We start from the raw sequence: 22,331 nt of genomic DNA on the forward strand, positions 1-22,331 counted from the left end.
CCCGTCATTTCTCCAGGTGACCAAGGCGTTGATCACTCGCGTGACCTCCTGCCCTTGCATCTACGACTGCCTTGGTCGTCAGCGCAGCAGCGCGCACCTCCACTTCATTGCTGAAGACTGCGCGTTGAATTGACGTCCGGGAAACTTCTGGTTTCCCTTTGTGGCGTCCGCCATTTCATTTTTTACAAAAGAGCTGTCCGTTCCAGCGACGGCCTAACCTATTAATTTTGGCGATGGGTTTTTAACCCCGCCCGAGGGAGAACGATATGAAAAAACAAACTCAATGCCTCCTGGCATTTTTGGCTGTATTACCTTCCACCGCCGTATTCGCCTGTGCCAGCGACGGATGTTCGCTGAGCTCGGATGTGGACGTGGAGTGGCTGTCTTCAAGCAATGGATTCAGATTCGACCTTCGTTATGACTACCTGAACCAGAACCAAATCCGTAGCGGAACCGGCACGCCCGCGGTTTTCCCTGTAGACGGTCATGAACAAGAGCTTTATACAAAGAGTCAAACTGTCACAGCCGGATTCGACTATCGCTGGAACGCATATTGGTCGGTCAATGTCCAGGTTCCTTACCTTGATCGCGCACATGGAACAAATGGCTTTGCTTTCGACGGCACGGATGCTGGCACTTCTCACACCAAGAGCATCGGCGATATCAAGGTGATTGGAAGCTACATGGGTCTTTCAGATGAACATAACTTGGGTGTTCAATTTGGCCTGAAGCTGCCCACTGGCAGCTATACCCAGAACTTCGACGGAGGGCCTATTGCTGGACAGCCGCTTGATCGCGGTTTGCAGCCTGGAACGGGCACAACGGACGCCATTGTGGGAGCTTTCCGATTTTCGCCGTTGTCTCAGAACTGGAACTACTTCACCCAGGCCATAGTTCAGATTCCGCTCAATAGCCGTGCGGACTACAAGCCTGGCAAAGCGCTTAACCTGAATGCCGGGTTACGGTACTTGGGGTTTGACAAGGTGGTGCCGCAAGTTCAGCTTAACGTGAAGTTTTTGGGGAAAGACTCAGGCGCGAATGCCGCGCCAGATGACAGCGGCGGCACAACGGTTTATTTGAGCCCTGGCTTCACAGCCCCGCTAACCGAAAAGGTAAAGGTGTATGGATCCGTGCAGCTGCCGATTTACCGAAAGCTCAATGGTTTTCAGCTTGCGGCGAAATACATCTTCTCAGTGGGTACCCGCGTCGAATTTTGATTCACCGGCTGTTTAGCAGCGGCGTGACCAGTGATTCCAGCAAAGGAAGCGTGACTTCCGGATCACCGACATGACCGTTTTTTCTGAGGATGCCGTCTTTGTCGACCACGAACGTGGACGGCATCCTCCAGACTCGCCCCAGTCCTTTGAAGTTGGCTTCTGACTTGATCGCGATGGGAAAGGTGAAACTCTGGGCGACCTTTCTGACTTTTTCCAGGTTGCTCGCATCGTCCATGCTGATGGCCAAAATTTCCAGCCCTTCTGCTTTGTGCTTGTCGTAGTAGGCCTGAATCGCAGGCATCTCCTCTCTGCACGGCGCACACCACGTGGCCCAGAAATTGATGATGGTCACCTTGCCCTGGTTGGCCGACAGCCGGACCAGCGTGGGGCTGTCGAGCAGCGTTGCTTCGACGTCGGGCGCGGGTGATCCGACTACCAAGTCGGCACTTATGGCTGGCAGAGAGAAAACAAAAATAACAATAAACAACAAGCGGTTCATGAGCAAGATTTTCGCATCTCTACATGTCCTGATATCTATCGCACGGCTAGCAACGACTGCGCAGGCCAAGTTACTGCATGACCGATTCTGGATACCTACGGCTGCACGCCTCTGGAAGCTGTCGTTGAGTTCAAGTGAGGTCGAACGACAGCTGACCGGCAAGCCAAAATTAGAGATTGGATCTCCAGAAAGCCGCCGTTGGCCAATACCCGCAAACGCTGCGAAGTTGCCACTCGCGGGGACCGGGCCAATGTCGAATTTTGGTCCAAACTAGCCGGTCAACGTGTTCTGCTTGAGCGCCTGCAGTGCAGCGAACGGAGCCGGTCGGGTCGGGCGTACCGCCTCGTCAAGACCTTGCGCCTGAGTAGAGCGAGGCCTTTACCAGCGCCTGCTCAACATCGGCGAGCAAGTCCGCGATATCTTCGATGCCGACACTCATGCGGACGAGACCGTCCGTCACCCCACTCTGGCGGCGAACCGCTTCGTCAACGGCGCTGTGTGTTGTTGACGCCGGGTGGCAGGCCAGCGAGTCCGTATCGCCCACGGATACGGCCTGGGTGACAAGCGTCAGTGCGTCGAGAAACGAGCGCGCGGCGGGCAGTCCTCCTCGCAGCTCGAAAGAAAGAATGCCCCCAAAGCGGCGCATCTGCCGTTGGGCAACCGCGTGGCCTGGATGCCTCGCCAGCCCCGGATAGTGCACTCGCTCCACCGCCGGATGATTATTCAGCGCCTCGGCAATCTCCTCGGCGTTGTCACAGGAGGCCTCGATGCGCAAGGGCAGCGTTTTCAAGCCCCGCATTAGCATCGCCGCATCGTGGGGACTCAAACACGCGCCAAACTGCTTCATGCCGGTCGACCTGATCGCCTCCACCAGTTCAGCGCGTGCGATGGCCACGCCGCCGGTGGCATCGCCGTGACCACCGATGTACTTGGTGGCTGAATGAACAACGATGTCGACACCCAGCGCCAGCGGTCTCGATAGACAAGGAGTGGCGAACGTGTTGTCCGCGACGCTGATGATGCCTGCATTGCGTGCAATGCTCTCCACCGCAGCCAGATCGGTAATTCCCAGCACCGGGTTGGTGGGAGTCTCGACGTAGACCACTTTCGTCCGCGCACTGATGCGTGCCTGCAGATCGTCCACCGTCGGTGCATGGACGCTGCGAATGCCCAGCCGAGGCAACAGGTTGCGCATGATCCCTTCAGTGCCGCCGTACAGGGTGCCGACAGACACGATTTCGTCCCCGGCAGAGAGCACGGCGAACAGGCTCGAACAGATTGCGGCCATCCCACTGGAGAATGCCACCGCGCCGTCGCCGCCCTCAAGCGCCGCCATTTTGGCCTCAAAGGCCGCGACCGTTGGATTGGCGAAACGACTGTAAAGATAGCCCGGCGCTTTCCCTGAAAAGCGCGCCACACCGGCGTCGAAGTCGTCGTAGGCAAAAGAGGAGGTTGCAACGATGGGCGTTGCAATCGCGCCTGTGCTGGCATCCGGCTTCTGACCCGCATGGACTGCGAGGGTACGCAAGCCTGGAGAACGGTGTCTCGCCGGATCAGGACCCTTGTCTTTCATCATCATTCGTGCATCTCCTCGAACGAACTGCGCTTACTCAAACGAAATTCACCGAACGCTTTTGCCGTTCGTCGACGGTCAAGCTGAACACGTCCGGACGCGCATAGTGGCCGACCACATCGAAGTCGTAGCGCGCGCGCACCAGTTCTTCGATGTCGATGGACGCCGTCACCAAGCCGGTCTGGTTCATCAGTGGGCCGGCGAGGACATCACCCATTGGGCCGACGATCAGCGACCCGCCACGGATCAGTGGACGTTCGGGATCCCAGTCGGGCACCTTGATGCCCAATTTGCTCGGCGAAGGCTGCACCTGGCAGGCGCTGATGACGAAGCAGCGGCCTTCGTGGGCGATGTGGCGCATCGAGCATTGCCAGATATCGCGCTCGTCCACGGTCGGGGCACACCAGATTTGGACGCCCTTGGCATACATGGCTGTGCGCAGCAGCGGCATGTGGTTCTCCCAGCAGATGACCGAGGCCAGACGACCGGCCGCCGACTCCACCACCGGCAGAGTCGAGCCATCGCCCTGGCCCCAAATCAGCCGTTCGGTGCCGGTCGGCATCAGTTTGCGGTGCTTGGTCAGCAAGCCCTGCTGCGGATCGAAGAACAAGGCGGTGCAGTAGAGGGTGCTGCCGTCGCGCTCTATCACACCCAGAACCAAGCTGGCGCCGGTGCGCCGGGACAGCTCGGCCAATGCTTCGGTCTCCGGGCCGGGCACGTCAATGGCATTGGCGTAGTAGCGGGCAAACTCTTCCCGGCCTTCCGGCAAGCGGTAGCCAAGGCGGGTGCCAAAGATCTGGCCCTTGGGATAGCCGCCCAGCAGTGCCTCGGGCATCACCACCAGAGAGGCGCTTGCGGCGGCGATCTCGGCTTCGAACGACAGGATGTGTTCCAGGGTTTCGGCTTTGCCGGCGGGTGAAGAGCCGATCTGGAGCGCGGCGACGATAGATGTGGACATGGAATACAGCCTCAGCAGAATTGGATGAAGCCATTGTTCCCGTCCCATAGAATTAATCAACGTAGCATCGTCACTGAATGATATGAATGGAATTAATATCGAGTCGACAGATCTGAACCTTCTCAAGGTCTTCGAGGCTTTGTATGAAGAAGGCGGCGCGAGCCGGGCCGCCTTGCGCTTGGGGTTGACCCAGTCGGCGGTGAGCGCGGCTCTCGGCCGCTTGCGCACGCTGTACGTCGACCCCTTGTTCGTCCGTACTGGGCGCGGACTGGCTCCAACGCTGCGGGCCAACGAGCTGAAGCCCTTGATTTGCGAAGCGTTAAATAAGTGTCGGCAGAGCCTGGCACTGGTATCGAGCCAGTCAGGCGGCTACCAAGGGCGCTCGGTGGCGATAGGCCTGTCCGACGATTTCGAGATCGCACTGGGCCCGCGCTTGATCGAAGCTGTCGCCCAGCGCACGCCGGGACTGCGGCTGGTTTTCCGGCAAACCCATAGCCGGATCGTGGCGGAGATGCTGATGGCGCGCGAGTTCGACTTGGGCGTCACCGCGGGTGGGTTTTCGTCACGCTCGCTCAGCCGCGAAGCCCTCGGCGAGGGGCGCTATGCCTGTCTGGTTGAATCCGACAGCCTGCCCGCCGGACAGGTTAATCTGTCGGTGGCAGAGTTCGTGCGCCGCGGGCATCTGCTGGTTTCGTCCGGCGGTTTTGTCGGGGTGGTCGATGAAGTACTCGCCGCCATGGGATTGCAACGGCAGGTCCTCGCTTCTACGACCCACTTCGCTGCCTTGCCCTTCCTGCTGCAAGGGAGCGACGCAGTGGCCACTTTGCCGCTGCATGCGGCCAGAGCTTTGGCCGCACGCACAGGGCTGCGCCTGTTGCCGTGTCCGCTGGACATGCCGCGCTACCCGATCGAACTGGGCTGGCGCATGGACACCCTGCGCGACCCGGCCATCAAAGAGGTGAAGGCTGTCGTGGGCGGGTTGTTGGCGGAGTACAAGTGGCAGTGATCTGGCCAAGCTCGGTTGACTCGGTCACGCCTGGCCGGAGTTTGTTGCCGGGAAAACGCGTCAATGTCGCGGCCTGGGACGTAACTCTTCAGCGCTTCGGTAGTTACTGAATGGCCGGATTCGCTGCAATGCGGAATTGCACGGTAGCAATCAGAAAGTCGGCAAGGGGCTCAAGGCGACCTTCAGCGCTAAGGATTCATATCCTCGATGCGAACCTTCTTCTTGTTAGGCGGCTTTAGCATTCCTTGCATTTCAAGTATTGACTTCGTCTTAGCCCTCACGATAATTTTCCCGCCTGACATAACATGCCACTTCAACTTGGTCCCAGGCTGCGCGCGGATGGCATCACGAATAAGCTTTGGGACAGTAGTTTGGTCTTTTGCTGTGATGGTTGATTCAGACATCTGTGTTCCTTACTGAGCACTTTTAGGTCAGGGTACAACATCGTTAAGAAATTGTCGATTTGATCAGCCAAATTCTCGGTGAATTTTTGACCATCACTATGATGGAGCGCACTACGCTCCGTAGAACGAAGGCCACGCTGATCCACAAGCGCAACAAAAACATTCGAGCCATGCAGCTCTTACTGGGACACACGAAGCTCGAGAGCACTGTTCACTACTTGGGAATCGAAGTGGATGGCGCACTGGAAATTTCAGAGCTGACCGGGATATAGACCGTTTTCGGCCGGAAACGGCTATGGCGCCTCGCTTCGTTCGCCCGGGGTGCCACTGCACTGGTCAGTCCATTGACGTTGCGTGCAGACCACGATCAAAGTTTTCCCCAACGATTTGGCGCCTTCCTTGTGGAAAATGGACTTGTGACTATCCGAACCATGCGTTTCACGTCCGTCGGCACTCTTGTCGTCGCAGTCTTGCTGGGAGCCTTACTCTGGGTAGCGGCTCCAGTTGTTATTGATCGCCCCCTCAGGCTCTGGGAAGCGTTTGTTGCTACCGCCGCGATCTTGGCGCTTTTGGAGTGGTGGCGAGGGCGTCGGCTCCAGCGAGAACGTGAGCAAATCGAAAGCGTACGCGACTCAGCCCTCTGGTAGCTACACCTGCCATGTGCCCGCGAAGCTGCCGCGCGAAGTGTCGGTTGTCGTGAGCATCTCCGGCAAGGTCGCGCATCCTGTCGGCCGCGAAGTCGTGGAATTTCAAGCAGTCGCACCTGACCGCGGCATCATCCGCAAAGACACGCACGTGCAGCAATTTCGGCGCAGCTTCGACGCGTTTTTGCAGCGCGTCACCGGTGCTGGTGGCATACCGCCCAGCATCATTTCAATGGGGGTCAGGCCGGCAAATATCTTTTGCGGGCTCCGCAGGAAACTCCAGAGCAAGGTCGAGGAGACGTCGGCGTCGCGATATTCCCGGATGATTTGCTTAAGCAGCGATTTATCCAGGCGTTCATCGAGCTGAAACGCGGGGTAGCGCCGGCCATCGACTCGGGCTAGCGACAAGAGGACAATGAATTCACCGGCAACCGCGCGTTCGTAAACCGCCTCCGGCGCACACTTCAGGTCTCCGGCCATCTCCTCGGCTGTAAGCACGCCGTATAGATGCGCAAAGCGGCCGGGTTTCTGGCTGTCGATGGTTGCTTGAGGATGCTCGACAGCTGTCGCAGTTTATTCCTGGGGCATTTGATCGATATTCCCGCGTGCTCGCACTCTAAGCCAAGTACCCAGGGTTGCACGCAAACATGTCTCGCATAAATCGATTTCTACGCGATTTCCATCACCAAAAATCGAGTCATGGCCTGCATCGAAGCCGATGGACGTCATTTCTGCGAAACCGGGCTCGCCACGCAGGGCTTCTTTGTCACATCGATCGCACCTGATCTGATGGACTACGCTCACTGCTTCAATACCTTTGAGCTGCATCGAATACTCCCCGCGAAATTGCAAATAGCTAGCATAGTCGCACTGCGAGGCGGATGCTGTTGTATCGACCGGTTGACTCCGCAGCCGAAAGCAGCCTGGATATCGGCCGTCTTCGAGATCTCCAGCTCAATGGCCAGTTACCTGACGGTACTTTCCAGCCTCGCGCGCCCATTTACGTAGATCCATCTGGCATACCCATATACATAGCATCCAAAACAATGAGTTGAGCGACAAGTGAGCTGCTTGAGGTGTGTCCGCTAAGCGAAGACTGCACGTAATATTTGTCAAGTGGAAACAGGAGAATTTCACTCACGCCGTCAGGTGATTGCACCCCCCACTTTGTACCAATTCGGTCTGATAAAACTTCTAGCGCTGTACGAGGAGAATCAAAAGATGCTCGAAACTTTTTTACCAGCTCTGCCCATGCGTTTGGTCTGAATTTTTCACTTCGCGTGTAAAACGCGTCCTCGCATTGCGAAATCAACGAGAGATATCCTTTATTCGCAGTTGCCGGTAGATCAGTGAACCGTGCTGACCCACATGCGGTACAACTTTCCCCAGGTAGCCTGAACTGATTTCCGGTGTCTAGTGGTCTCTTACAATCTTCGCAGCACACGCTTAAGGGCACCCCATGGACTGAGCAGGAGCGGATGAATGGCAGCTGATGAATAACTCGCCAAGCGGCAAACCCCAGCTTCAACTGATCGGAACAAGCACAAATTGAGCACCACCTCAACCCGAGGGCTCCCGCCTCAGGCACATAGATTCTTTTGTATTGAGCAGGTCTCACCGACGTTCCCACCTTTAACTGGGCCGCCCATTTTGACTCAACAGACTTGCTGAGCCCTAATGCGTAGAACCCAAAAAGGGTATTTTGCCGAAGCACCTGATCTGGTGTCAGGGAGTCTGCAAAGTAGCTGCGGGCAATGTTATTCGCACCCACACCGAAAAGATTGGATGCGATCCCTTTGCGGTGCCCGTAAACTCGTTCCATCGCAAGCCCTCTACTCGGATACCCCCCAAATCTCTGGGCAATTACTACCGCTGAATAGATCAACGAGCCCGGAGGAAGAAGCGGAGAAAACGCTGGAAGGGCTGTTGTGAACTCTATTCTTGATGCTACGTTCACGAAAACTGCTTCCTTGGAAAAGTTGTGGACTTTAGACAATAAAACGCTGACACCAAAATGTGGATCTCTCTCTGAAAGGTTGTTGTGGACTCTTTTCAATCAAACCAGGTCTTGGTTTGAAGTAATAGAGTTCACAACAAAGTAATAGAGTTCACAACAAACGCTTCATCTTAAGCGGAGCGCACTTACTTAATAGAGTTCACAGCAGCCGCGTATTCGACGCAGGACTGATGAATGGGCATGGTTTTGCGAATACCGGTGCAAACTGACCACCGTTCCTGTATTCGTTGACCAGACTGCTGGCGATGACCATTGACCCGGTCAGCCGCCTTGCAGCGGGAGCTGCCCTTCGAATTAGACCCTGGCCTTGGAGCAGGCGCTCCAGACAGGTCATTGACAACGCTTCTGCGAACCAGCCCTTTATCGTAGGCGTCAATCAACTTTTTGTTGGGCCGTCGCTTGTGCAGCGGTAACTGTCGGTCACAGGTTTTTACCTGTGTGGATCTTCAGCGCCCGAAGCGGAAGGGGACAATCGAGAAGCACTACTCTAAACAGACCATACACTGTTCGCTGACGCACAAATCAATCCCGGACGGGTGGATTTTTGTTGCCTCTTCGAATAAAACGCGCATCATAGACAACGACGCTGTTGTAGTACTGGACCTGTGTGAATCTCAACCGATAGTCACGTAAGGAGAAGGTCATGAAATCATCGAGCATCATTTTCGCCTGCGCATTGGCTCTCGCGGCCGGTGCTGCCTTGGCGCAAGGTAGTCCATCCGCCGACGCCGGACCCACGGACGCGCAGATCGCGCACATTGTGGTTACAGCGAACCAGGTCGACATCAATGCGGGCAAGCTCGCCGTGTCGAAAGGCAGCGACAAGGAGGTCAAGGGCTTTGGTAAGCAGATGGTCACCGACCACACTGGTGTCAACAAACAGGCTACCGCGCTGGTCAAAAAGCTCAAGGTCAAGCCAGAAGACAACCCAACCAGCAAGAGCCTCATGTCCGGCGGCGAGGACAACCTCAAGAAGCTCAAAGCGCTGAAGGGCAAAGACTTTGACAAGGCCTACATCGACAACGAGGTTGCCTATCATCAGGCCGTACTGGACGCGATCGACAAGACACTGGTGCCCAATGCCAAGAACGAAGAGCTCAAGGGGCTGATCGTCAAGGTCCGGCCGGCCTTCGTCGCGCATCTCGAGCATGCCAAGATGATGCAGGCATCGCTCAGCAAATAGCGACAGATACCCGGCGTGCAAGAGACACATATGACCGCGTTGCTTGAGCAACGTTACGGTCGCAGGTGGACATATCCGCTAGTGGTCGCGCTGGTATGCGTCGTGGGCTTGCTCCGCGTCGACCCCGGCGCGATTGCCGCTGGGAAGCCCGTAACGCACACTGTTGTTATCGAAGCGTTGAAATACGCGCCCGACACCCTCACGGTCAAACGCGGTGACATGGTTGTGTGGATCAATAAAGACCCGTTTCCTCACACCGTCACCGCAAACGGCGTCTTTGATTCGCACGACATCGCGGCCAGCCGCTCATGGAAGTACACGGCGCGCACCCCAGGCGAATTCGCATACATCTGCAAGCTTCATCCGACAATGAAGGGAGCGCTGACAGTCGAATGAGTTCTGCGCTTTTCGTGGTGCCGACTCACTTCCATCCGACTGTGGGCTTTCGGGAGGCATCTCCAATGGCTGGTTGTGATTCGAGGCTTGCCCGCCGCCTGATTTCAATCAATACTCGCTCGCGCTGCACAAGAGCCGGTCAAACGGAAAAACTGACATCCCAAGTCGAATGACCGCCCCCGAGTTCCAAGCACCGGCAACGAATGTCAGCTTCTCGCCCAGGCGAACAGCATGCGGGTATTTGCGGGGAGTTGCAGCGGCGGAGGAAGCACCAGCCCCATCTCCGCAAGCTTTGCTTCAATTCTTGCCACGGTAAGCTCCTCGTTTTTTCCCTTGATACCGCGTGCAGTGCGCGGTCGCCAAGCGAATCATCGCAGGATGACCCATCGTTTCATTGCCAACCGGTCGCATTGCTTTTGAGCTGGTCTTATGGCCCCCCGGTCATCCAGTTCGGGGTGCATCACAACGCTTTCCTGGGCCGTCGACTCATTACGTACACCAATGAACACTGCGGGCACTTCGCGACGGTTCACCGCGACATGCGGAACACCAGCGGGAATAAAGAGATAGTCCCCGGGATGTGCCACTTCCCGATGCTCCAGCGCGCCGCCCGTCCACAGTTCGACTTCGCCCCCTCTCATCATGTAGAAAGCCGATTCGTGAAGTGCGTGAATATGCGCCTTGGTTCGACCTTCAGGGGGAATCGTGACCATTCCGAGAAACAGCGCCTGCGCTCCAACCGACTCTTTGCTGATGCCCGGTGTGTATTTCGATCCCTGCCTGCTCACATAACTGGCCGAACCGGACACAACACATCCGAATTATCTTTGATCTGCAGTTTCCATTTGTGAATCTCCCGGAAACATCAAGCAAAGCAAAATACGCCCGCGCCTTTGGGGCGTCAACCGACCGACGGAGTATGCCGGACGGGCTCAGTCCATCAAGGAGGGGGTATTTGCACTTGTCATTGCGATGACATTCATTTCGAACTTGACCAATTCAGCGGCGAGCCCGGGAAGTCTTTCGACCTGGCCGGCACCATATCGCACTTCGAGTGCAAGATTTTCACCCTCGACATAGCCAAGCTCGCAAAGACCTTGCCTAAATGCTTCCAGTGCGGGAGTTGCTTGCGCGGGTATTCCGTTGCCTGCCGTAGAAGCCGTTGCGCGAGGGGAAAAAGCCGAATTGAGGATCAGACCAATCCGTGCGGTGCTGGCTGCTTGCTGGGCAGTGGAAAAGCGTGGCGCTGCGGTGAGTCCCAAAAATACGATGGCGGTCAACGCGATCATCTCGTTGAGCTTCATTGCCTTTTCTCCCGGCATCAACCAAGGGGAACCCACTCTAGGCTTGACATCGCGGCTTGTCCAGACTCAGTATTGACGTGCGCAATCACGGGTGCTACTCTGACCCTCCGTACTGAGGAGCGCGCCATGACACCATGGGACATTCAGGGCACCGAGCTGATCAACTGCAATTGCTCGTACGGCTGCCCGTGCCAGTTCAATGCACTACCCACCAAGGGATTCTGCGAAGCCATGGGGGCAATCTCCATCGAGAAAGGCCACTTCGGGGAGGTGCCGCTCGACGGGCTGAAGATCGGCGTGGTGTTCAGCTGGCCCGGCCCCATCCACGAAGGCAAAGGCAAGTGCCAGCCCATCGTCGACACCAAGGCGTCACCGCAGCAACGCGAGGCTCTTCTGAAGATCATGTCGGGCGAGGAAACCGAGCCCTTTGCAACCATGTTCTCAGTGTTCGCCTCGACCATGGAAACAGTCTATGAGCCGATCTTCACCAGGATCGATTACGACGTGAATGTCGAGGGCCGGCGCGGCGTGGTGCATGTCCAGGACGTGTTCGATCTCGTCGGTGAGCCGATCCGCAACCCCGTCACCGGCCAGGAACACCGTGCCCGCATCGACCTTCCGAACGGCTTTGAATATGAAATCGCGGAAATCGGCTCCGCGACCAGCCGATCCATGGGCAAGCTCGCGGTCGACCTGAAGAACAGCTACGCGCAGTTCGCCCGGCTTCACTTGAACAACAAGGGTATCGTGCGCCATCGCGCAGCCGTGTGATGGGACCGGAGGCCCTGCTGCGGCACGAGCGCCCGATCATCGTCTGCGGGATCGCGGCAGTCTTCGCACTCTCCTGGGTGTACATCTGGCAGGGGGCTGGAATGGGCATGTCGGCGCTCGACATGACCACCCTCAGCCTGTTTCCCCATCGCCAGACGAGCATGGAAGGCAGCATGGAGGCGAGTTGGCGGATCGTCGCCGCCATGTGGTGGGTCATGATGATTGCCATGATGACGCCCAGCGCGACGCCGCTGGTGCTGCTTTATTCGAAGGTGCTGGAGCGGCAGTCGGGACCCATGGCCCGCCGCTACGCGGCCACTTCGCTTCTGATGGCTGGCTATCTGGTGGTGTGGCTGGCCTTTTCGGTGGTGGCCGCGACGCTGCAAAAGATGCTCGAGCCCGCCGGGCTCATCTCGGGGATGATGCTCTGGTCGCGCAGCGCGGCCCTGTCGGCGGGGGTGCTGGCGGCTGCGGGCCTGTACCAGTTTTCCGGCACCAAGCGCGCGTGTCTGACCCAGTGCCGCTCACCCGTTCGCTTTCTGACCCAGTACGCGCGCCCGGGTATCGGGGCGGGCTTCATGCTTGGCATGCGCCACGGCGCTTTCTGTGTGGGGTGTTGCTGGCTGCTGATGGCCTTGCTATTCGTCGGCGGGATCATGAACCTGATCTGGATCGCCGCGCTGATGCTCTTTGTGTTGGTCGAGAAGCTGATGCCGGCCGGGGCTACATTCGGCAGGGTATCGGGAGCACTCATGATTCTCTGGGCGGGTGCGACCCTTCTTGTTTGAAACCCAGGGACACTTTCGAAGAAGCGGGAGCCATACGAGGCTACATGATTGGGCGCTGTGGCGGCAATTTCCATGCTTCAGGACCTGCGCGCACGCCTGGATGACCGGCTGCTTTGCGGCGACCAAATGCGAGAGCGGTAGGACAGCAATGGGCGCGATGGAGCCTGTGACCGGTGGCCGCAATCTGGAATCCTGGTTTTTGAAGTGCCCAATGACAGTTTTCTCGTTAGCTCCGTCGACCGGCAATTCGGTGCCGTTTAGTGCCAACTGCCAATCGGATTTTTTCTCGACCGTCAACAGCAGACTGGACTTCCCACGGTCTGGTAGACAGTCCGGGCCCATGATTTCTTCATAGGAGCAAGCCATGAGCATCCAGCGTTATCCCAACAGTTCCCCCGGCCAATCGTAGGCGCAAGCTTGGGCGGGCGGTATCACCCATCGGTACGCATGGCCCCTGCCTTGGTGGGCTGCGAGGCCCAGCCCACGGATTTGCAACTCGCCTTCCATCTCCTGGCCGTGTTGGTCATTGTCAGCGGTAGCCGCTGGGGGCGGGAGGTGCAGGCACGCCGGCGCACCGCAGTGACGGCGCGAGTCCCCGGTAGCGCTTAGGCGCTAAGAGCCAACGCTACGTAGCTGTTAGTTGATCATTTGCCAGACCCCATTAGCCTGTCGGCAGGCTGTTCTAGATGGAACCGTTCCAATTTGCGGGGCCAATACCCCGAAGCGGCCCCCTGCCCTATCAAGCCCAAGCAGGACCGTGTGCTGAAATAGATTGGGGCCCAACCGCGCCGCCGATGATGTCGGCGCTTAAGGACGCGCAAGGTGCGGGCGTTTGTCGATTTCATGCTGGCATGCGTGGGCACCGGGTAGGTGCCGCAGCCTCGGGCATCAGCCCACGGTCGAAGCATCCTGGCCAGCCAGTCTCCATTTGGGTTTAGACCACTCAACCGTTGAGTCCAATCAGGTGGCCCAGATGCCATTTAGAGACCTCGACGCTCAATCTGTGCCATGTCTGCCTGGTGCACCGAGCTATCTCATCCATCGCTGCCGCAGCAGATGGTCGAGGGAGCAGCTTCCGGCCCCCCGGCATAGCAGCACCAGCAGCATCGCGGCCCACTGGATATGCGTAGGCCAGGCTTGCGGGTAGATGAATATCTCGATGACCGCGGTCATGCCCAGAAGTACCAGCGCCACCGGCCTGCTCGCCAATCCGAGCACCAGCAGTACTGGCGCACTCAACTCGATCGAAACTGCCATGTAGGCGGCAATTTCCGGAGGTATGAGCGGCACCTTGTACTCTTCGCGAAACAGCTCCACGGCAGTCGCCCAATTGGCCAGCTTGGTCATGGCGGAATTCCAGAACACTGTGGCCACCGCGAGCCGCAGCGGGATGGCCAGGAGTGTGTAGGGCACCTGGTCGAGCCAACCGACGAGGCGCACCATCGGGTTGTCATGCGCCGCTTGCGGCTTGATGGATGGGGGCGAATTTTTCATGTTCGAATCGTCCGGGGTTAAAGCGCCATCGTCCGGCTCGCCTGGCTGAAACTCGCATAGCATCCGCGCGCCAGGTGAGCGGCGAGCAAGCGGTGCGGCTCGGCACAAGATGCCGCCGCCAGCGCCGCGCCCAGTGGTTGCCCCGAAAACAGCGCTGCGGCAACCCGCCATTCGGGCTCGCTCAGGCGCACCGTGTGGACATCGTCGCCCGTTCGTTGAACCAGCAGCCAGACCGGACCGTCGGCAAGGTTTATCGCCGCCATGGCATCATCATCACGCCCCAGCACCGCGTGCCAGACCGCGTCGGCCGGGAACTCGCAGCGCAGCAGTTGCGTCGCCGGGTCCGGCACCAGGCGCAGGTCTTCGAGCGCTGCCTCGCCCAGGGTCGCCAGACGCGCGATCTCCAGCGGTTCGGCGTCGGCCGCGTGCAGCACGAGGTTGACCTTCCATTCGAGCCTGGCCAGGTCCGGCAGATAAGGCAGCGACGCCGCCTGCCCAAGTTGTGCCAGAAATTGCGGGAAGTCCGCGCCATACGCATCCAGCCAGGCACTGCGGGGTGGAGCCTGCGCCGCGAACAGGCGCGCCGCGCCCTCGAAGAATTCCACGCCCACCACATGTTGCACGGCCGGAAAGGCCAGGCGAAGTGCCGTCACCAGCACGCCGGCCGAGGTGTTGCGGTAAATGCCGATCCGCTCCTGCGGGTCCAATCCTTCGTTGATGACAAAGGCCGATGCGTCCCCGTCCACGCCGCCCAGCAGGCTGTGGCGAATCGCCAGCTGGAGTTCAAGCAATGTTGGCGCAGGCGGCCTCATGGCGGTGTTCCTTGAGTATGACCTCGGCGACGGCTGCTTCCTCCATCAGGACTTCAAGCGCAGGCACATGGGTATCCCACTCGATCAGTGTCGGAATCGGGCCGAAGCGCGCGAGCGCCTCTCGATAGAGCGTCCAGACCGCCGGCGCGACGCGCGAGCCGTGGTCGTCGATGCGCAGCGTCCTGCCCCGACCGAACTCGCGGATGCTGTGTCCGGCAAGGTGGATTTCGCCGATGGCCGCTGGAGGCAAGGCCGCAAGGTAGGTCAGCGTATCCCAGCCGTGATTGCAGGCGCTGACGTAGATATTGTTGACGTCGCACAGAATACCGCAGCCGGTTCGTTGCGCGACATGCGCCAGGAACTCCCACTCGGGAATGGTCGAGTGCCGGAAACGCAGATAAGTCGACGGATTCTCGATGAGGATGCGCCGCCTCAGGTGCATCTGAACCTGGTCGACATGATGACAGACGATGGCCAAGGCCTCTTCAGTCAAGGGCAGCGGCAGCAGGTCGGCCAGATAGGTGCCGCCGCTCACGCTCCACGACAAATGCTCGGAGATCAGTCCGGGTTCTACCCTGTCGACAACATCTCGCAGACGCCCAAGATGGGCGGTGTCCAGCCCGTCGGCACTGCCCAGGGACAGGCCGACGCCATGCAGCGAGATCGGGTAGTCGCGGCGAATCGCGTCGAGGTAGCGTGGCGCCGTGCCGCCGCCCATGTAGTTTTCGCTATGCACCTCGAACCACGCGACATCGGGACGCGCCTCGGCGACCGGCTGATGGTGCCGAAAGCGCAACCCGATACCGGCGCGCGCGGGAATTTGGTCAGGTGCCTCCCGCGCCTTGGCCAAAGCGACTCGCATAGGCTTGTGTCCGCCTAGCTTGCCTTCAGCTTGCCGCCCTGAATCTTGGAACAGTCACCCGCCGGCAGCAGCACAAAGGACTTTGCGTCGCGCGCCTGCGTGGACAGGCCGGCGCAGGAATGCGCGCCTTCCGCGCAATCGTTCTTGGCCACCGCATTGATGCCGTAGCATTTCTCCAGCTTGTTTTGCGTCATCCGCATCATGTTGTCCTTGACGACCTGCGGCGCGTTGCTCATGTCCTTCGTGCCCTGCGCCTGTCCCGGCACCGCCAGAAATGCCAGCGCGAGACCGATCGTTGCAGACAGCGTCGAAGCTGCCAATACCTGTTTGCTCATCTGGGTTTCTCCTCAAGCTAAAAAAGGTAGGTTCACGGGGCGCAGGATTGCAACCCTGAAATGAGATTCGACCGGCGGCGAGCAAAGGTTACTGGGCACGCAACATTTATTTGTTCGAAATGGTCCCTCCAAAGTGGAAAATCGGTCATGTCCTCCAAAACGCTGCCAATCGGTCCAACGCCGAGTCCGGAGCCGGATGCCCAAGGTCCGGAGGCACCCGGGCGCGAACCCATCGCCGCGGAGACCCGCGCCGACGGCAGGCTCGATTGGTCCATCCTCATGGCACGGGCGCAAGGGGGTGACCGTGATGCCTACCGACGCCTGCTCGAAGCAATCACGCCCTATTTACGGGCGCTCGCAGCCCGCCGCATCGGGAATCGAAGCGATCTTGAGGATACGGTTCAAGACATTCTTCTGACCGTGCACACGGTGCGCCACACCTACGACCCGGCCCTCCCATTCGGCCCCTGGCTGCTTACCATCGCCAAGCGGCGCATCGTTGACGGGCTGAGGCGGCAGGAGCGTTCCAGTGCGCATGAATTACCGATTGAGCTCGAACACGAAACCTTGTGGGCCTCCCACGCGAACTTACAGGAAGAGGCAGCGGACGCCCGCGTGCTGCGCGAAGCCATTGAGCATCTGCCCGCCGGACAACGGGATGCGATACGAATGCTGAAACTCGAAGAAATGTCATTGCAGGAAGCGTCGGCGGCCAGCGCAATGTCGGTTGTTTCGTTGAAGGTGGCAACGCATAGGGCCTTGAAGAAGCTGCGCGCGATGATCGAAAAGTCAGGAGACCGGACATGATCTCAACCTCCGAAGTCATCGATTCACTGGTGGCTGACGCAAAACCGGTGCGGCGCCTGCGGCCGCCTGCGCTGCGGGCGCTTTGCTGGCTGCTGTTTTCGGCGCTGATACTGGTGCTGGTCGCCTTCGGTCATGGCGTGCGACCGGATCTCCTGCTCAAGCTGCGCCAACCGGTTTTTGCCGCCGGCCTTGCGGCGGCCTTGGCGACCGGCGTTCTGGCTGCGATAGCGTCGTTTATGGCGAGTGTTCCCGGCCGATCGCGATGGTGGCAGCTACTGCCGGCGCCCGCGCTGGCCGCGTGGATTTCCACGATTGGCTATGGCTGCCTCACGGACTGGGTCAGCATGGGACCAGAAGGCATGTCCCCCGGCGAAACCGCGCGCTGTTTTGCCACGCTGGCGCTCACCAGCATCCCGCTGTCGCTGGTGCAGCTCTTCATGCTGCGCTACATGGCGCGTCTGTCACCGGTGCCCGTAGCGATGATGGGGAGTCTTGCGGTCGCCGCGATGACGGCGGTCGCACTGTCACTGTTTCATCCGATCGACGCAACGGTCTTGATCCTGTTTTGGAACTTCGGCGTTGCGGCGCTGTTCTTGACCTTCAGCGGGCTTTATGGCAAGCGCCTGCTGGAGTGGCTTGCCGGCTACGGCGGCAGGTGAGCTGAAAAGACGGCTGATCTGCCACAGCAGCCGACCAGCCGACCGTGTTCCTGAATTGGCGGGCACGGCACCGTCCCATACGAGCAGAAGACACAGCAGTCGCCTGGTTTCGGTTTGAGTACGGCGTGGCAGGCCGTGCACTCATAAAACCATTGACAGGCGTCGGTGGGCATGCGTTCCGTTTTGGCGTGGCCGCAATGCGGGCAGGTCAGGGTCGAATCCAGGAGCACCGCGCTCATTTCGAAGTCCCTATCAGTGTTGACGGATAGCCCGCATTTCGGGTGGCCTGGGTCAGGGCATCGACGCTGGTCCTGGCATCGTCAAACGTGACCCTCGCCTGACGCTTGTCGAAGTTCACCTCGGCCTGACTCACGCCCGGAACCCGGGTGAGTGCTTTTTTGACGGTGATCGGGCACACCGGGCAATCCATGCCCGGCACGGCCAGCGTGACCGTCCTGGTCGCGGCCCAGACCGGGCCCATCAACACGGCCACGGCAGTCATGGCCAACAGTCTTTTCATGCTTGACTCCTTTCAGTAAAACAAGGGCGCCAGGTAGGGAAAGACCAGTGCGACCAGCACCAACAAGGCCACCAGACCGAACAGCAGTTTGTAGCCACGCTTGACTTGTGGCCGCGCGCAGACTTCACCCACAGCGCATCTGGCGGCTGGCCGCCAGATGCGCCGCCATGCAAGAAACAATGCCAGCAGCGCCGCGCCAATGAAGATGGGGCGATACGGTTCAAGCAGGGTCAGATTGCCTATCCATGCGCCCGAGAAACCGAGCGTGATCAACACCAGCGGCCCCAGGCAACAGGTTGAGGCGAGCAGCGCCGCCACACCTCCGGCCAGCAGTGCAGCACGACCGGTCTGCAGCGGGGGGCGACCCTCTCTCTGGAATGACTCTGGAAACATGAAGTAAGCTTACTTCCGTACTTGAGTACGGAGTCAAGCGACATGGAATACCCATTACACAAACTCACCATAGGCGCGCTGGCCGTCGAGGCAGGCGTCAATGTCGAAACCATCCGGTTTTACCAGCGCAAGAAGCTGCTGCCCGAGCCCGAACGTCCCCAAGGCGGCATTCGCCGCTATGGTCCAGCGGAGGTGTCCCGTGTGCGCTTCATCAAGGCAGCCCAGCGCATCGGGTTCACGCTGGACGAGATCGCCCAGTTGCTGCAGCTTGAAGACGGCACGCATTGTTCGCAGGCGAGGGACATAGCCGAGCACAAGCTCGCCGATGTCCGCCACCGGCTCGAAGATCTGCGGCGCATGGAGTCCACCCTGGCCGATCTGGTCCGGCGTTGCGCCGCCGGACGGGGCAAAATCGCCTGCCCGCTGATTGCGTCCCTGCAGGAGACCCGCTGATGAGGCGAGAGTGGAGCAAGTGTCCGCTTCTTTGGGTAGCGAATGTCGTCTGCGGGCCCGTTGTTGACCGCCACGAACGACCGCTTCCATGAGGACTCGTTTGTCAAGCCGTTTTTGATGACGGCCAAGCGAGAAAATTCCAACATTCCGTGTGACCGGCTCCTCCAAACTGCGGCATATCACCAGGCGAGCTATGCGGAGACCTCACTTGGGCGGCGGTGGTAGGGGGATCGCACCCGGGAAGACATAGGCTTGCAGCATAGCGATCACACCGATCACTGCGGCGCCGGCGATCGAGTACCAGAACACCTTGCGGAAAATGGGTCCGAGCGCATGCGCACGCTCGTGCGAATCGTCGTAACATGCGGCGCAGGCCACCATGATGGACTGTGCGTCGATCATCTTGCCCATGACGCCGCCCGTTGAGTTGGTCGCCACAATCAGAATCTCGTTCAGATGCAGCTGTTGTGCCGTGATTCGCTGCAGGCTGCCGAACAAGGCGTTGGACGCCGTGTCCGACCCTGTGAGGAACACGCCCAGCCAGCCCAGATACGCCGCAAAGAACGGATACATCACGCCCGCGCCGGTGAAGGCCAGACCCAAGACCGCGTCCGTGCCCGAGTAGCGGGTAAGAAACCCGAGCCCCAGCACCAGAGCGATGACCACAACGGGCGTCGCCATGCGGCGTCCGGTGCGAACAACGGCGTCTTTCCACTGCGTCGCGCTCAACCTGAGAACCAAACCAGACAGTATGGCGGCAACGAACACGCCGGTCCCCGCGGCCGACAGCCAGTTGATGACGAAGCGCGCCGCCTCGGGCTTGGCGCTGGCCGAGACCACCGGTGGGGTACGCTGTACAAGGTTGTGCAGCGCCGGCATATCCCATGCCGGCAAGGACAGCGTACCCGTAAACGGCGAGCCCAGCAGCGTGGTCTTGAATGTGACACCGGAGAAGAGCGCATTCAGATAGCTCTTCCATGCGGGCATACCCCATACCGCGCAGCAGATGATCAGGATGGTCCACGGCATCCAGGCGTAGATTGTTTCCCCCACACTGTACGAGTACTTCCAGGTGCTGCGGTCGGTTGTCACGGCCGCGGACTTTCCGGCTTTCGCGAGCGCCTCGCGCTCCGTTTTCAGAAGAAAACGGGTCTTCGGATGCCAGACAAAACGCAGGAACAAAGCCGTGCAGATGACGGAGAAAACGCCCGATACGACATCGGTCATCAGGTGGAATTGATTGGTTCCCGAGGCGAAATACTGCATCAACGCGAACGACCCACCCGCGCACAGCGTCGCTGGCCACACCTCGAAGACTTCCTTCCACGTGCCACCCTCCATCTTCACGAAAACAGCGACCAGCCAGAATGGAACCAGCAGTGAAACCCAGGGTAACTGATGACCGGCCATGGCGGAGAGCGTGACCTGGTCCAGGCCGCTCACGGAAGCCAGCACGACGATGGGGGTGCCGATCGCCCCCCAGGCGACCGGGGCGGTGTTGGCGAGGAGATTCAGCACGGCGGACTGGAAAGGTTTGAATCCCAGGCCCACCATCACGGCGCCGGCGATGGCCACCGGCGTGCCGAAGCCCGAAGTTCCCTCGATGATCGCGCCGAAAGAAAAAGCGATTAGCACACACTGGAGTCGCCGGTCGAAGGAGATTTGAATAATGGATTCCTTCACAATCTCGAATTTTCCGCTGATCACGGTCATCGTGTAGAGGAACATCGCCCCCAGAATGATCCAGATGATCCCCAAGAATCCCGAGAGTGAGCCCAGTGCGAAAGCCGACGCGGCCGACGCTAGTGGCATCTTGAAGGCGACGCAGGAGACGAGGAAGGCGGCGAGCACGCCGCACAATGCCGCGTAAGGAGCGGAGATGCCCAGATGCTTCGTTCCCTGGGCGTCGCGATGCGGATGCAGGGCGATGAAGTACAACAGAACGACAATGGGAAGCGCTGCTACCAAAGTGGAAAGGAACACGTTCCCCATCGGATTGTAACTTTGATAGTACATAAGTCCTCCACCTGACGGAACTACGCGGCGGCTATTTCCTGGGAAACGCAGTCTGTGTTCTTGTCTCTTGACGGCGCACTGGTCCACAACACCTGATGTTGATCTGCGTATCACCGCGCGCAGTGTTGCCTGAACTACGCTCAATGCGCATGACTCGATTCACGGTCGTTGCCTCAGTTATCCAAACCGGATTTCCCGGACGACTTTGCTTTCATTCTTGTGCATTACTTTGTACCTGTCAATCGCGGTCGCGCTTTTGGGAAAAATGCTTGGAGGACCGCTTTTTACCGATTCCGCAGGCCGAGTCGCCATGGCCGAGTGCCCGCTCCCGCTGCAATCCTGTCTAACAAAGAATTGGCGGTGGTTGGCTGAAAAAGACTGAGGATTACGGTAGGTGTTCAGTCTCATTCATGGATTCTTCACCTGGTCCGCAGCTGTCGACGATGATCTCTACGTGCGCGGCTATCACGGGCGGAACTCTCGCTGGTACCAGGCTGCCGTGACGCAGAAAGCGGGTCCAATCATCGCTGCCGGCATGACGAGGGAAGTGATCTTCAAGCCGGTCGAGGGCCCGATCAACGACGCCTACCACGCCAAGTATCGCGGCAGCCCAAACCTGGGGCTAGTGATCGGCCCGCTTGCCCGCTCAGCCACCGTGAAGGTAACTCCTCGCGATGGTGGGGTACCCAAGTCTGACTATGATTGCTCAAACTGCCATCTCAGCCCGAGACAAAGAATGGCAATGCCCATGACTACTACTCTGCCCCCCTTCCCCATACGCACCGAATGCCCGCCCGGCGCCTGCAACTGCGGGCGCGATGCGCTGCTGGAGAACCCTGGTGGCGACCTGCGCGTGTTACGCCTGACCCGCGAGGATGAGAAGCGCCTGGTGCACCGGCTTGAAAACTTGAGCAGCCTCAGCGATCTGCGGCATATGGAAGAGCGGATGGAACAGCAGGTCGGCATCCGGCTGAGCATCAGCACCAGCCCCAACGTAGTCCGCAGCCTCCGCGGAATCACGATCCTGGTGCATGAGCAGCCCGGCCTGTGCCGAAAGACGCGCCAGGCCATTCCGGCAGCAATCAAGCGCAGTTTGGAGCAGCGGCCTGAAATTGCTTACGAGATTTTGAACGCCGGGGGCCTGTTCGAAAACCAGTGACCCTCGCCCCGCCCTGGGCCCGGCAGCCCGACTGTGCCGGCCTTATTGGCAAGACGGAATG

At 59.2% G+C, this 22,331-nt stretch carries 29 protein-coding genes and 1 pseudogene; 15 read left to right on the forward strand and 15 right to left on the reverse strand.

Annotation, left to right across the window (positions count from 1 at the left end; genetic code table 11):
- Positions 1-266 precede the first annotated feature (266 nt).
- A complete protein-coding gene (locus PJE01S_RS11345; protein ID WP_068833737.1) occupies positions 267-1,217 on the forward strand; it encodes a transporter family protein in 951 nt (316 codons plus the stop codon).
- Between the two features lies 1 nt (position 1,218).
- Here the strand turns inward: PJE01S_RS11345 and PJE01S_RS11350 are convergent, their stop codons facing one another.
- From PJE01S_RS11350 to PJE01S_RS11360, 3 genes are all read right to left on the reverse strand, one after another.
- Positions 1,219-1,716 (reverse strand): peroxiredoxin family protein, encoded by a 498-nt coding sequence (locus PJE01S_RS11350; protein WP_068833738.1) that lies wholly within the window; start codon positions 1,714-1,716, stop codon positions 1,219-1,221.
- A gap of 346 nt (positions 1,717-2,062) precedes the next feature.
- Positions 2,063-3,295: a trans-sulfuration enzyme family protein gene (locus tag PJE01S_RS11355; RefSeq protein ID WP_218017515.1), complete on the reverse strand. Its 1,233-nt coding sequence runs from the start codon at positions 3,293-3,295 to the stop codon at positions 2,063-2,065.
- A gap of 31 nt (positions 3,296-3,326) precedes the next feature.
- On the reverse strand, positions 3,327-4,247 hold the full coding sequence (locus PJE01S_RS11360; protein WP_068833739.1) for a carbon-nitrogen hydrolase family protein: 921 nt from the start codon (positions 4,245-4,247) through the stop codon (positions 3,327-3,329).
- Between the two features lie 82 nt (positions 4,248-4,329).
- Here PJE01S_RS11360 and PJE01S_RS11365 point away from each other — a divergent pair, with 82 nt between their 5' ends.
- Positions 4,330-5,253, forward strand: a complete 924-nt coding sequence (locus PJE01S_RS11365; RefSeq protein ID WP_068833740.1) for a LysR family transcriptional regulator — start codon at positions 4,330-4,332, stop codon at positions 5,251-5,253.
- A 188-nt stretch (positions 5,254-5,441) separates the two neighbouring features.
- On the opposite strand, the gene PJE01S_RS11370 is transcribed toward PJE01S_RS11365, so the two are convergent.
- Entirely contained in the window at positions 5,442-5,657 is a 216-nt protein-coding gene (locus tag PJE01S_RS11370) for an AbrB/MazE/SpoVT family DNA-binding domain-containing protein (protein ID WP_068833741.1), read from the reverse strand.
- A gap of 59 nt (positions 5,658-5,716) precedes the next feature.
- Here PJE01S_RS11370 and PJE01S_RS11375 point away from each other — a divergent pair, with 59 nt between their 5' ends.
- From PJE01S_RS11375 to PJE01S_RS11385, 3 genes are all read left to right on the forward strand, one after another.
- Entirely contained in the window at positions 5,717-5,929 is a 213-nt protein-coding gene (locus tag PJE01S_RS11375; RefSeq protein WP_068833742.1) for a site-specific integrase, read from the forward strand.
- 334 nt (positions 5,930-6,263) lie between these two features.
- Positions 6,264-6,668, forward strand: coding sequence for a hypothetical protein (locus tag PJE01S_RS25140; protein ID WP_157090295.1), 405 nt, complete (start codon positions 6,264-6,266; stop codon positions 6,666-6,668).
- Between the two features lie 332 nt (positions 6,669-7,000).
- Entirely contained in the window at positions 7,001-7,309 is a 309-nt protein-coding gene (locus PJE01S_RS11385; RefSeq protein WP_068833744.1) for a hypothetical protein, read from the forward strand.
- On the opposite strand, the gene PJE01S_RS26310 is transcribed toward PJE01S_RS11385, so the two are convergent.
- Positions 7,302-8,258 carry a TniQ family protein gene (locus tag PJE01S_RS26310; RefSeq protein ID WP_369406097.1) on the reverse strand — a complete coding sequence of 319 codons (957 nt, stop codon included), beginning with the start codon at positions 8,256-8,258 and terminating at the stop codon, positions 7,302-7,304. The two genes, PJE01S_RS11385 and PJE01S_RS26310, sit on opposite strands and share 8 nt — an antisense overlap.
- Before the next feature lie 703 nt (positions 8,259-8,961).
- Here PJE01S_RS26310 and PJE01S_RS11390 point away from each other — a divergent pair.
- On the forward strand, positions 8,962-9,501 hold the full coding sequence (locus tag PJE01S_RS11390; RefSeq protein ID WP_068833745.1) for a DUF4142 domain-containing protein: 540 nt from the start codon (positions 8,962-8,964) through the stop codon (positions 9,499-9,501).
- A 30-nt stretch (positions 9,502-9,531) separates the two neighbouring features.
- Positions 9,532-9,897: a cupredoxin domain-containing protein gene (locus PJE01S_RS11395; protein ID WP_068833746.1), complete on the forward strand. Its 366-nt coding sequence runs from the start codon at positions 9,532-9,534 to the stop codon at positions 9,895-9,897.
- 368 nt (positions 9,898-10,265) lie between these two features.
- On the opposite strand, the gene PJE01S_RS11400 is transcribed toward PJE01S_RS11395, so the two are convergent.
- Together PJE01S_RS11400 and PJE01S_RS11405 are read right to left on the reverse strand one after the other, a co-directional pair.
- Complete coding sequence (locus tag PJE01S_RS11400) at positions 10,266-10,706, reverse strand: cupin domain-containing protein (RefSeq protein WP_084389479.1); 441 nt, start codon at positions 10,704-10,706, stop codon at positions 10,266-10,268.
- Positions 10,707-10,829: 123 nt separating this feature from the next.
- The gene (locus PJE01S_RS11405) at positions 10,830-11,201 is read right to left on the reverse strand and encodes a type 1 periplasmic-binding domain-containing protein (protein ID WP_068833747.1); all 372 of its coding nucleotides are present in this window, start codon (positions 11,199-11,201) and stop codon (positions 10,830-10,832) included.
- Between the two features lie 126 nt (positions 11,202-11,327).
- Between PJE01S_RS11405 and PJE01S_RS11410 the strand changes: the two genes are divergently transcribed.
- The 3 genes from PJE01S_RS11410 to PJE01S_RS25145 all read left to right on the forward strand — a co-directional run bounded on the left by PJE01S_RS11410 (position 11,328) and on the right by PJE01S_RS25145 (position 13,369).
- Positions 11,328-11,972 (forward strand): DUF1326 domain-containing protein, encoded by a 645-nt coding sequence (locus PJE01S_RS11410; protein ID WP_068833748.1) that lies wholly within the window; start codon positions 11,328-11,330, stop codon positions 11,970-11,972.
- Complete coding sequence (locus tag PJE01S_RS11415; RefSeq protein ID WP_068833749.1) at positions 11,969-12,760, forward strand: DUF2182 domain-containing protein; 792 nt, start codon at positions 11,969-11,971, stop codon at positions 12,758-12,760. Before PJE01S_RS11410 ends, PJE01S_RS11415 begins: the two co-directional genes overlap by 4 nt.
- A 447-nt stretch (positions 12,761-13,207) precedes the next feature.
- Positions 13,208-13,369 (forward strand): hypothetical protein, encoded by a 162-nt coding sequence (locus PJE01S_RS25145; RefSeq protein WP_157090297.1) that lies wholly within the window; start codon positions 13,208-13,210, stop codon positions 13,367-13,369.
- Positions 13,370-13,789: 420 nt separating this feature from the next.
- Here the strand turns inward: PJE01S_RS25145 and PJE01S_RS11420 are convergent, their stop codons facing one another.
- The 4 genes from PJE01S_RS11420 to bufA1 form a co-directional block, all read right to left on the reverse strand.
- On the reverse strand, positions 13,790-14,203 hold the full coding sequence (locus PJE01S_RS11420; RefSeq protein ID WP_245660747.1) for a DoxX family protein: 414 nt from the start codon (positions 14,201-14,203) through the stop codon (positions 13,790-13,792).
- Between the two features lie 68 nt (positions 14,204-14,271).
- Positions 14,272-15,066 carry an HvfC/BufC N-terminal domain-containing protein gene (locus PJE01S_RS11425; RefSeq protein ID WP_068833751.1) on the reverse strand — a complete coding sequence of 265 codons (795 nt, stop codon included), beginning with the start codon at positions 15,064-15,066 and terminating at the stop codon, positions 14,272-14,274.
- The gene (gene bufB, locus PJE01S_RS11430; protein ID WP_068833752.1) at positions 15,038-15,928 is read right to left on the reverse strand and encodes an MNIO family bufferin maturase; all 891 of its coding nucleotides are present in this window, start codon (positions 15,926-15,928) and stop codon (positions 15,038-15,040) included. The genes PJE01S_RS11425 and bufB overlap by 29 nt, the downstream gene beginning before the upstream one ends.
- 14 nt (positions 15,929-15,942) lie before the next feature.
- Positions 15,943-16,263, reverse strand: coding sequence for a BufA1 family periplasmic bufferin-type metallophore (gene bufA1 / locus PJE01S_RS11435; RefSeq protein ID WP_068833753.1), 321 nt, complete (start codon positions 16,261-16,263; stop codon positions 15,943-15,945).
- A 147-nt stretch (positions 16,264-16,410) separates the two neighbouring features.
- Here bufA1 and PJE01S_RS11440 point away from each other — a divergent pair, with 147 nt between their 5' ends.
- Positions 16,411-17,070 carry a sigma-70 family RNA polymerase sigma factor gene (locus tag PJE01S_RS11440; protein ID WP_068833754.1) on the forward strand — a complete coding sequence of 220 codons (660 nt, stop codon included), beginning with the start codon at positions 16,411-16,413 and terminating at the stop codon, positions 17,068-17,070.
- The gene (locus tag PJE01S_RS11445; protein ID WP_068833755.1) at positions 17,067-17,729 is read left to right on the forward strand and encodes an NrsF family protein; all 663 of its coding nucleotides are present in this window, start codon (positions 17,067-17,069) and stop codon (positions 17,727-17,729) included. Before PJE01S_RS11440 ends, PJE01S_RS11445 begins: the two co-directional genes overlap by 4 nt.
- Here the strand turns inward: PJE01S_RS11445 and PJE01S_RS25920 are convergent.
- From PJE01S_RS25920 to merT, 3 genes are read right to left on the reverse strand one after another with little or no spacing between them, the layout of a single operon-like run.
- On the reverse strand, positions 17,714-17,968 hold the full coding sequence (locus PJE01S_RS25920; RefSeq protein WP_084389480.1) for a GDCCVxC domain-containing (seleno)protein: 255 nt from the start codon (positions 17,966-17,968) through the stop codon (positions 17,714-17,716). The genes PJE01S_RS11445 and PJE01S_RS25920 overlap by 16 nt on opposite strands.
- Positions 17,965-18,249, reverse strand: coding sequence for a mercury resistance system periplasmic binding protein MerP (merP, locus tag PJE01S_RS11450; RefSeq protein WP_068833756.1), 285 nt, complete (start codon positions 18,247-18,249; stop codon positions 17,965-17,967). The genes PJE01S_RS25920 and merP overlap by 4 nt, the downstream gene beginning before the upstream one ends.
- A 12-nt stretch (positions 18,250-18,261) precedes the next feature.
- Positions 18,262-18,642 (reverse strand): mercuric ion transporter MerT, encoded by a 381-nt coding sequence (merT, locus tag PJE01S_RS11455; protein ID WP_068833757.1) that lies wholly within the window; start codon positions 18,640-18,642, stop codon positions 18,262-18,264.
- A gap of 42 nt (positions 18,643-18,684) precedes the next feature.
- Between merT and merR the strand changes: the two genes are divergently transcribed.
- A complete protein-coding gene (gene merR, locus PJE01S_RS11460; RefSeq protein ID WP_068833758.1) occupies positions 18,685-19,095 on the forward strand; it encodes a mercury resistance transcriptional regulator MerR in 411 nt (136 codons plus the stop codon).
- A gap of 204 nt (positions 19,096-19,299) precedes the next feature.
- Here the strand turns inward: merR and PJE01S_RS11465 are convergent, their stop codons facing one another.
- On the reverse strand, positions 19,300-21,111 hold the full coding sequence (locus tag PJE01S_RS11465) for an L-lactate permease (RefSeq protein ID WP_068833759.1): 1,812 nt from the start codon (positions 21,109-21,111) through the stop codon (positions 19,300-19,302).
- Between the two features lie 394 nt (positions 21,112-21,505).
- Here PJE01S_RS11465 and PJE01S_RS26185 point away from each other — a divergent pair.
- Together PJE01S_RS26185 and PJE01S_RS25930 are read left to right on the forward strand one after the other, a co-directional pair.
- Positions 21,506-21,763 (forward strand): annotated as a pseudogene (locus PJE01S_RS26185) (DUF2255 family protein); the annotation flags it as partial.
- Positions 21,764-21,859: 96 nt separating this feature from the next.
- Entirely contained in the window at positions 21,860-22,270 is a 411-nt protein-coding gene (locus tag PJE01S_RS25930; protein ID WP_068833900.1) for a hypothetical protein, read from the forward strand.
- Positions 22,271-22,331: the final 61 nt, after the last annotated feature.

It is taken from the genome of Polaromonas jejuensis NBRC 106434 (assembly GCF_001598235.1).
Taxonomy (GTDB): domain Bacteria; phylum Pseudomonadota; class Gammaproteobacteria; order Burkholderiales; family Burkholderiaceae_C; genus Polaromonas; species Polaromonas jejuensis.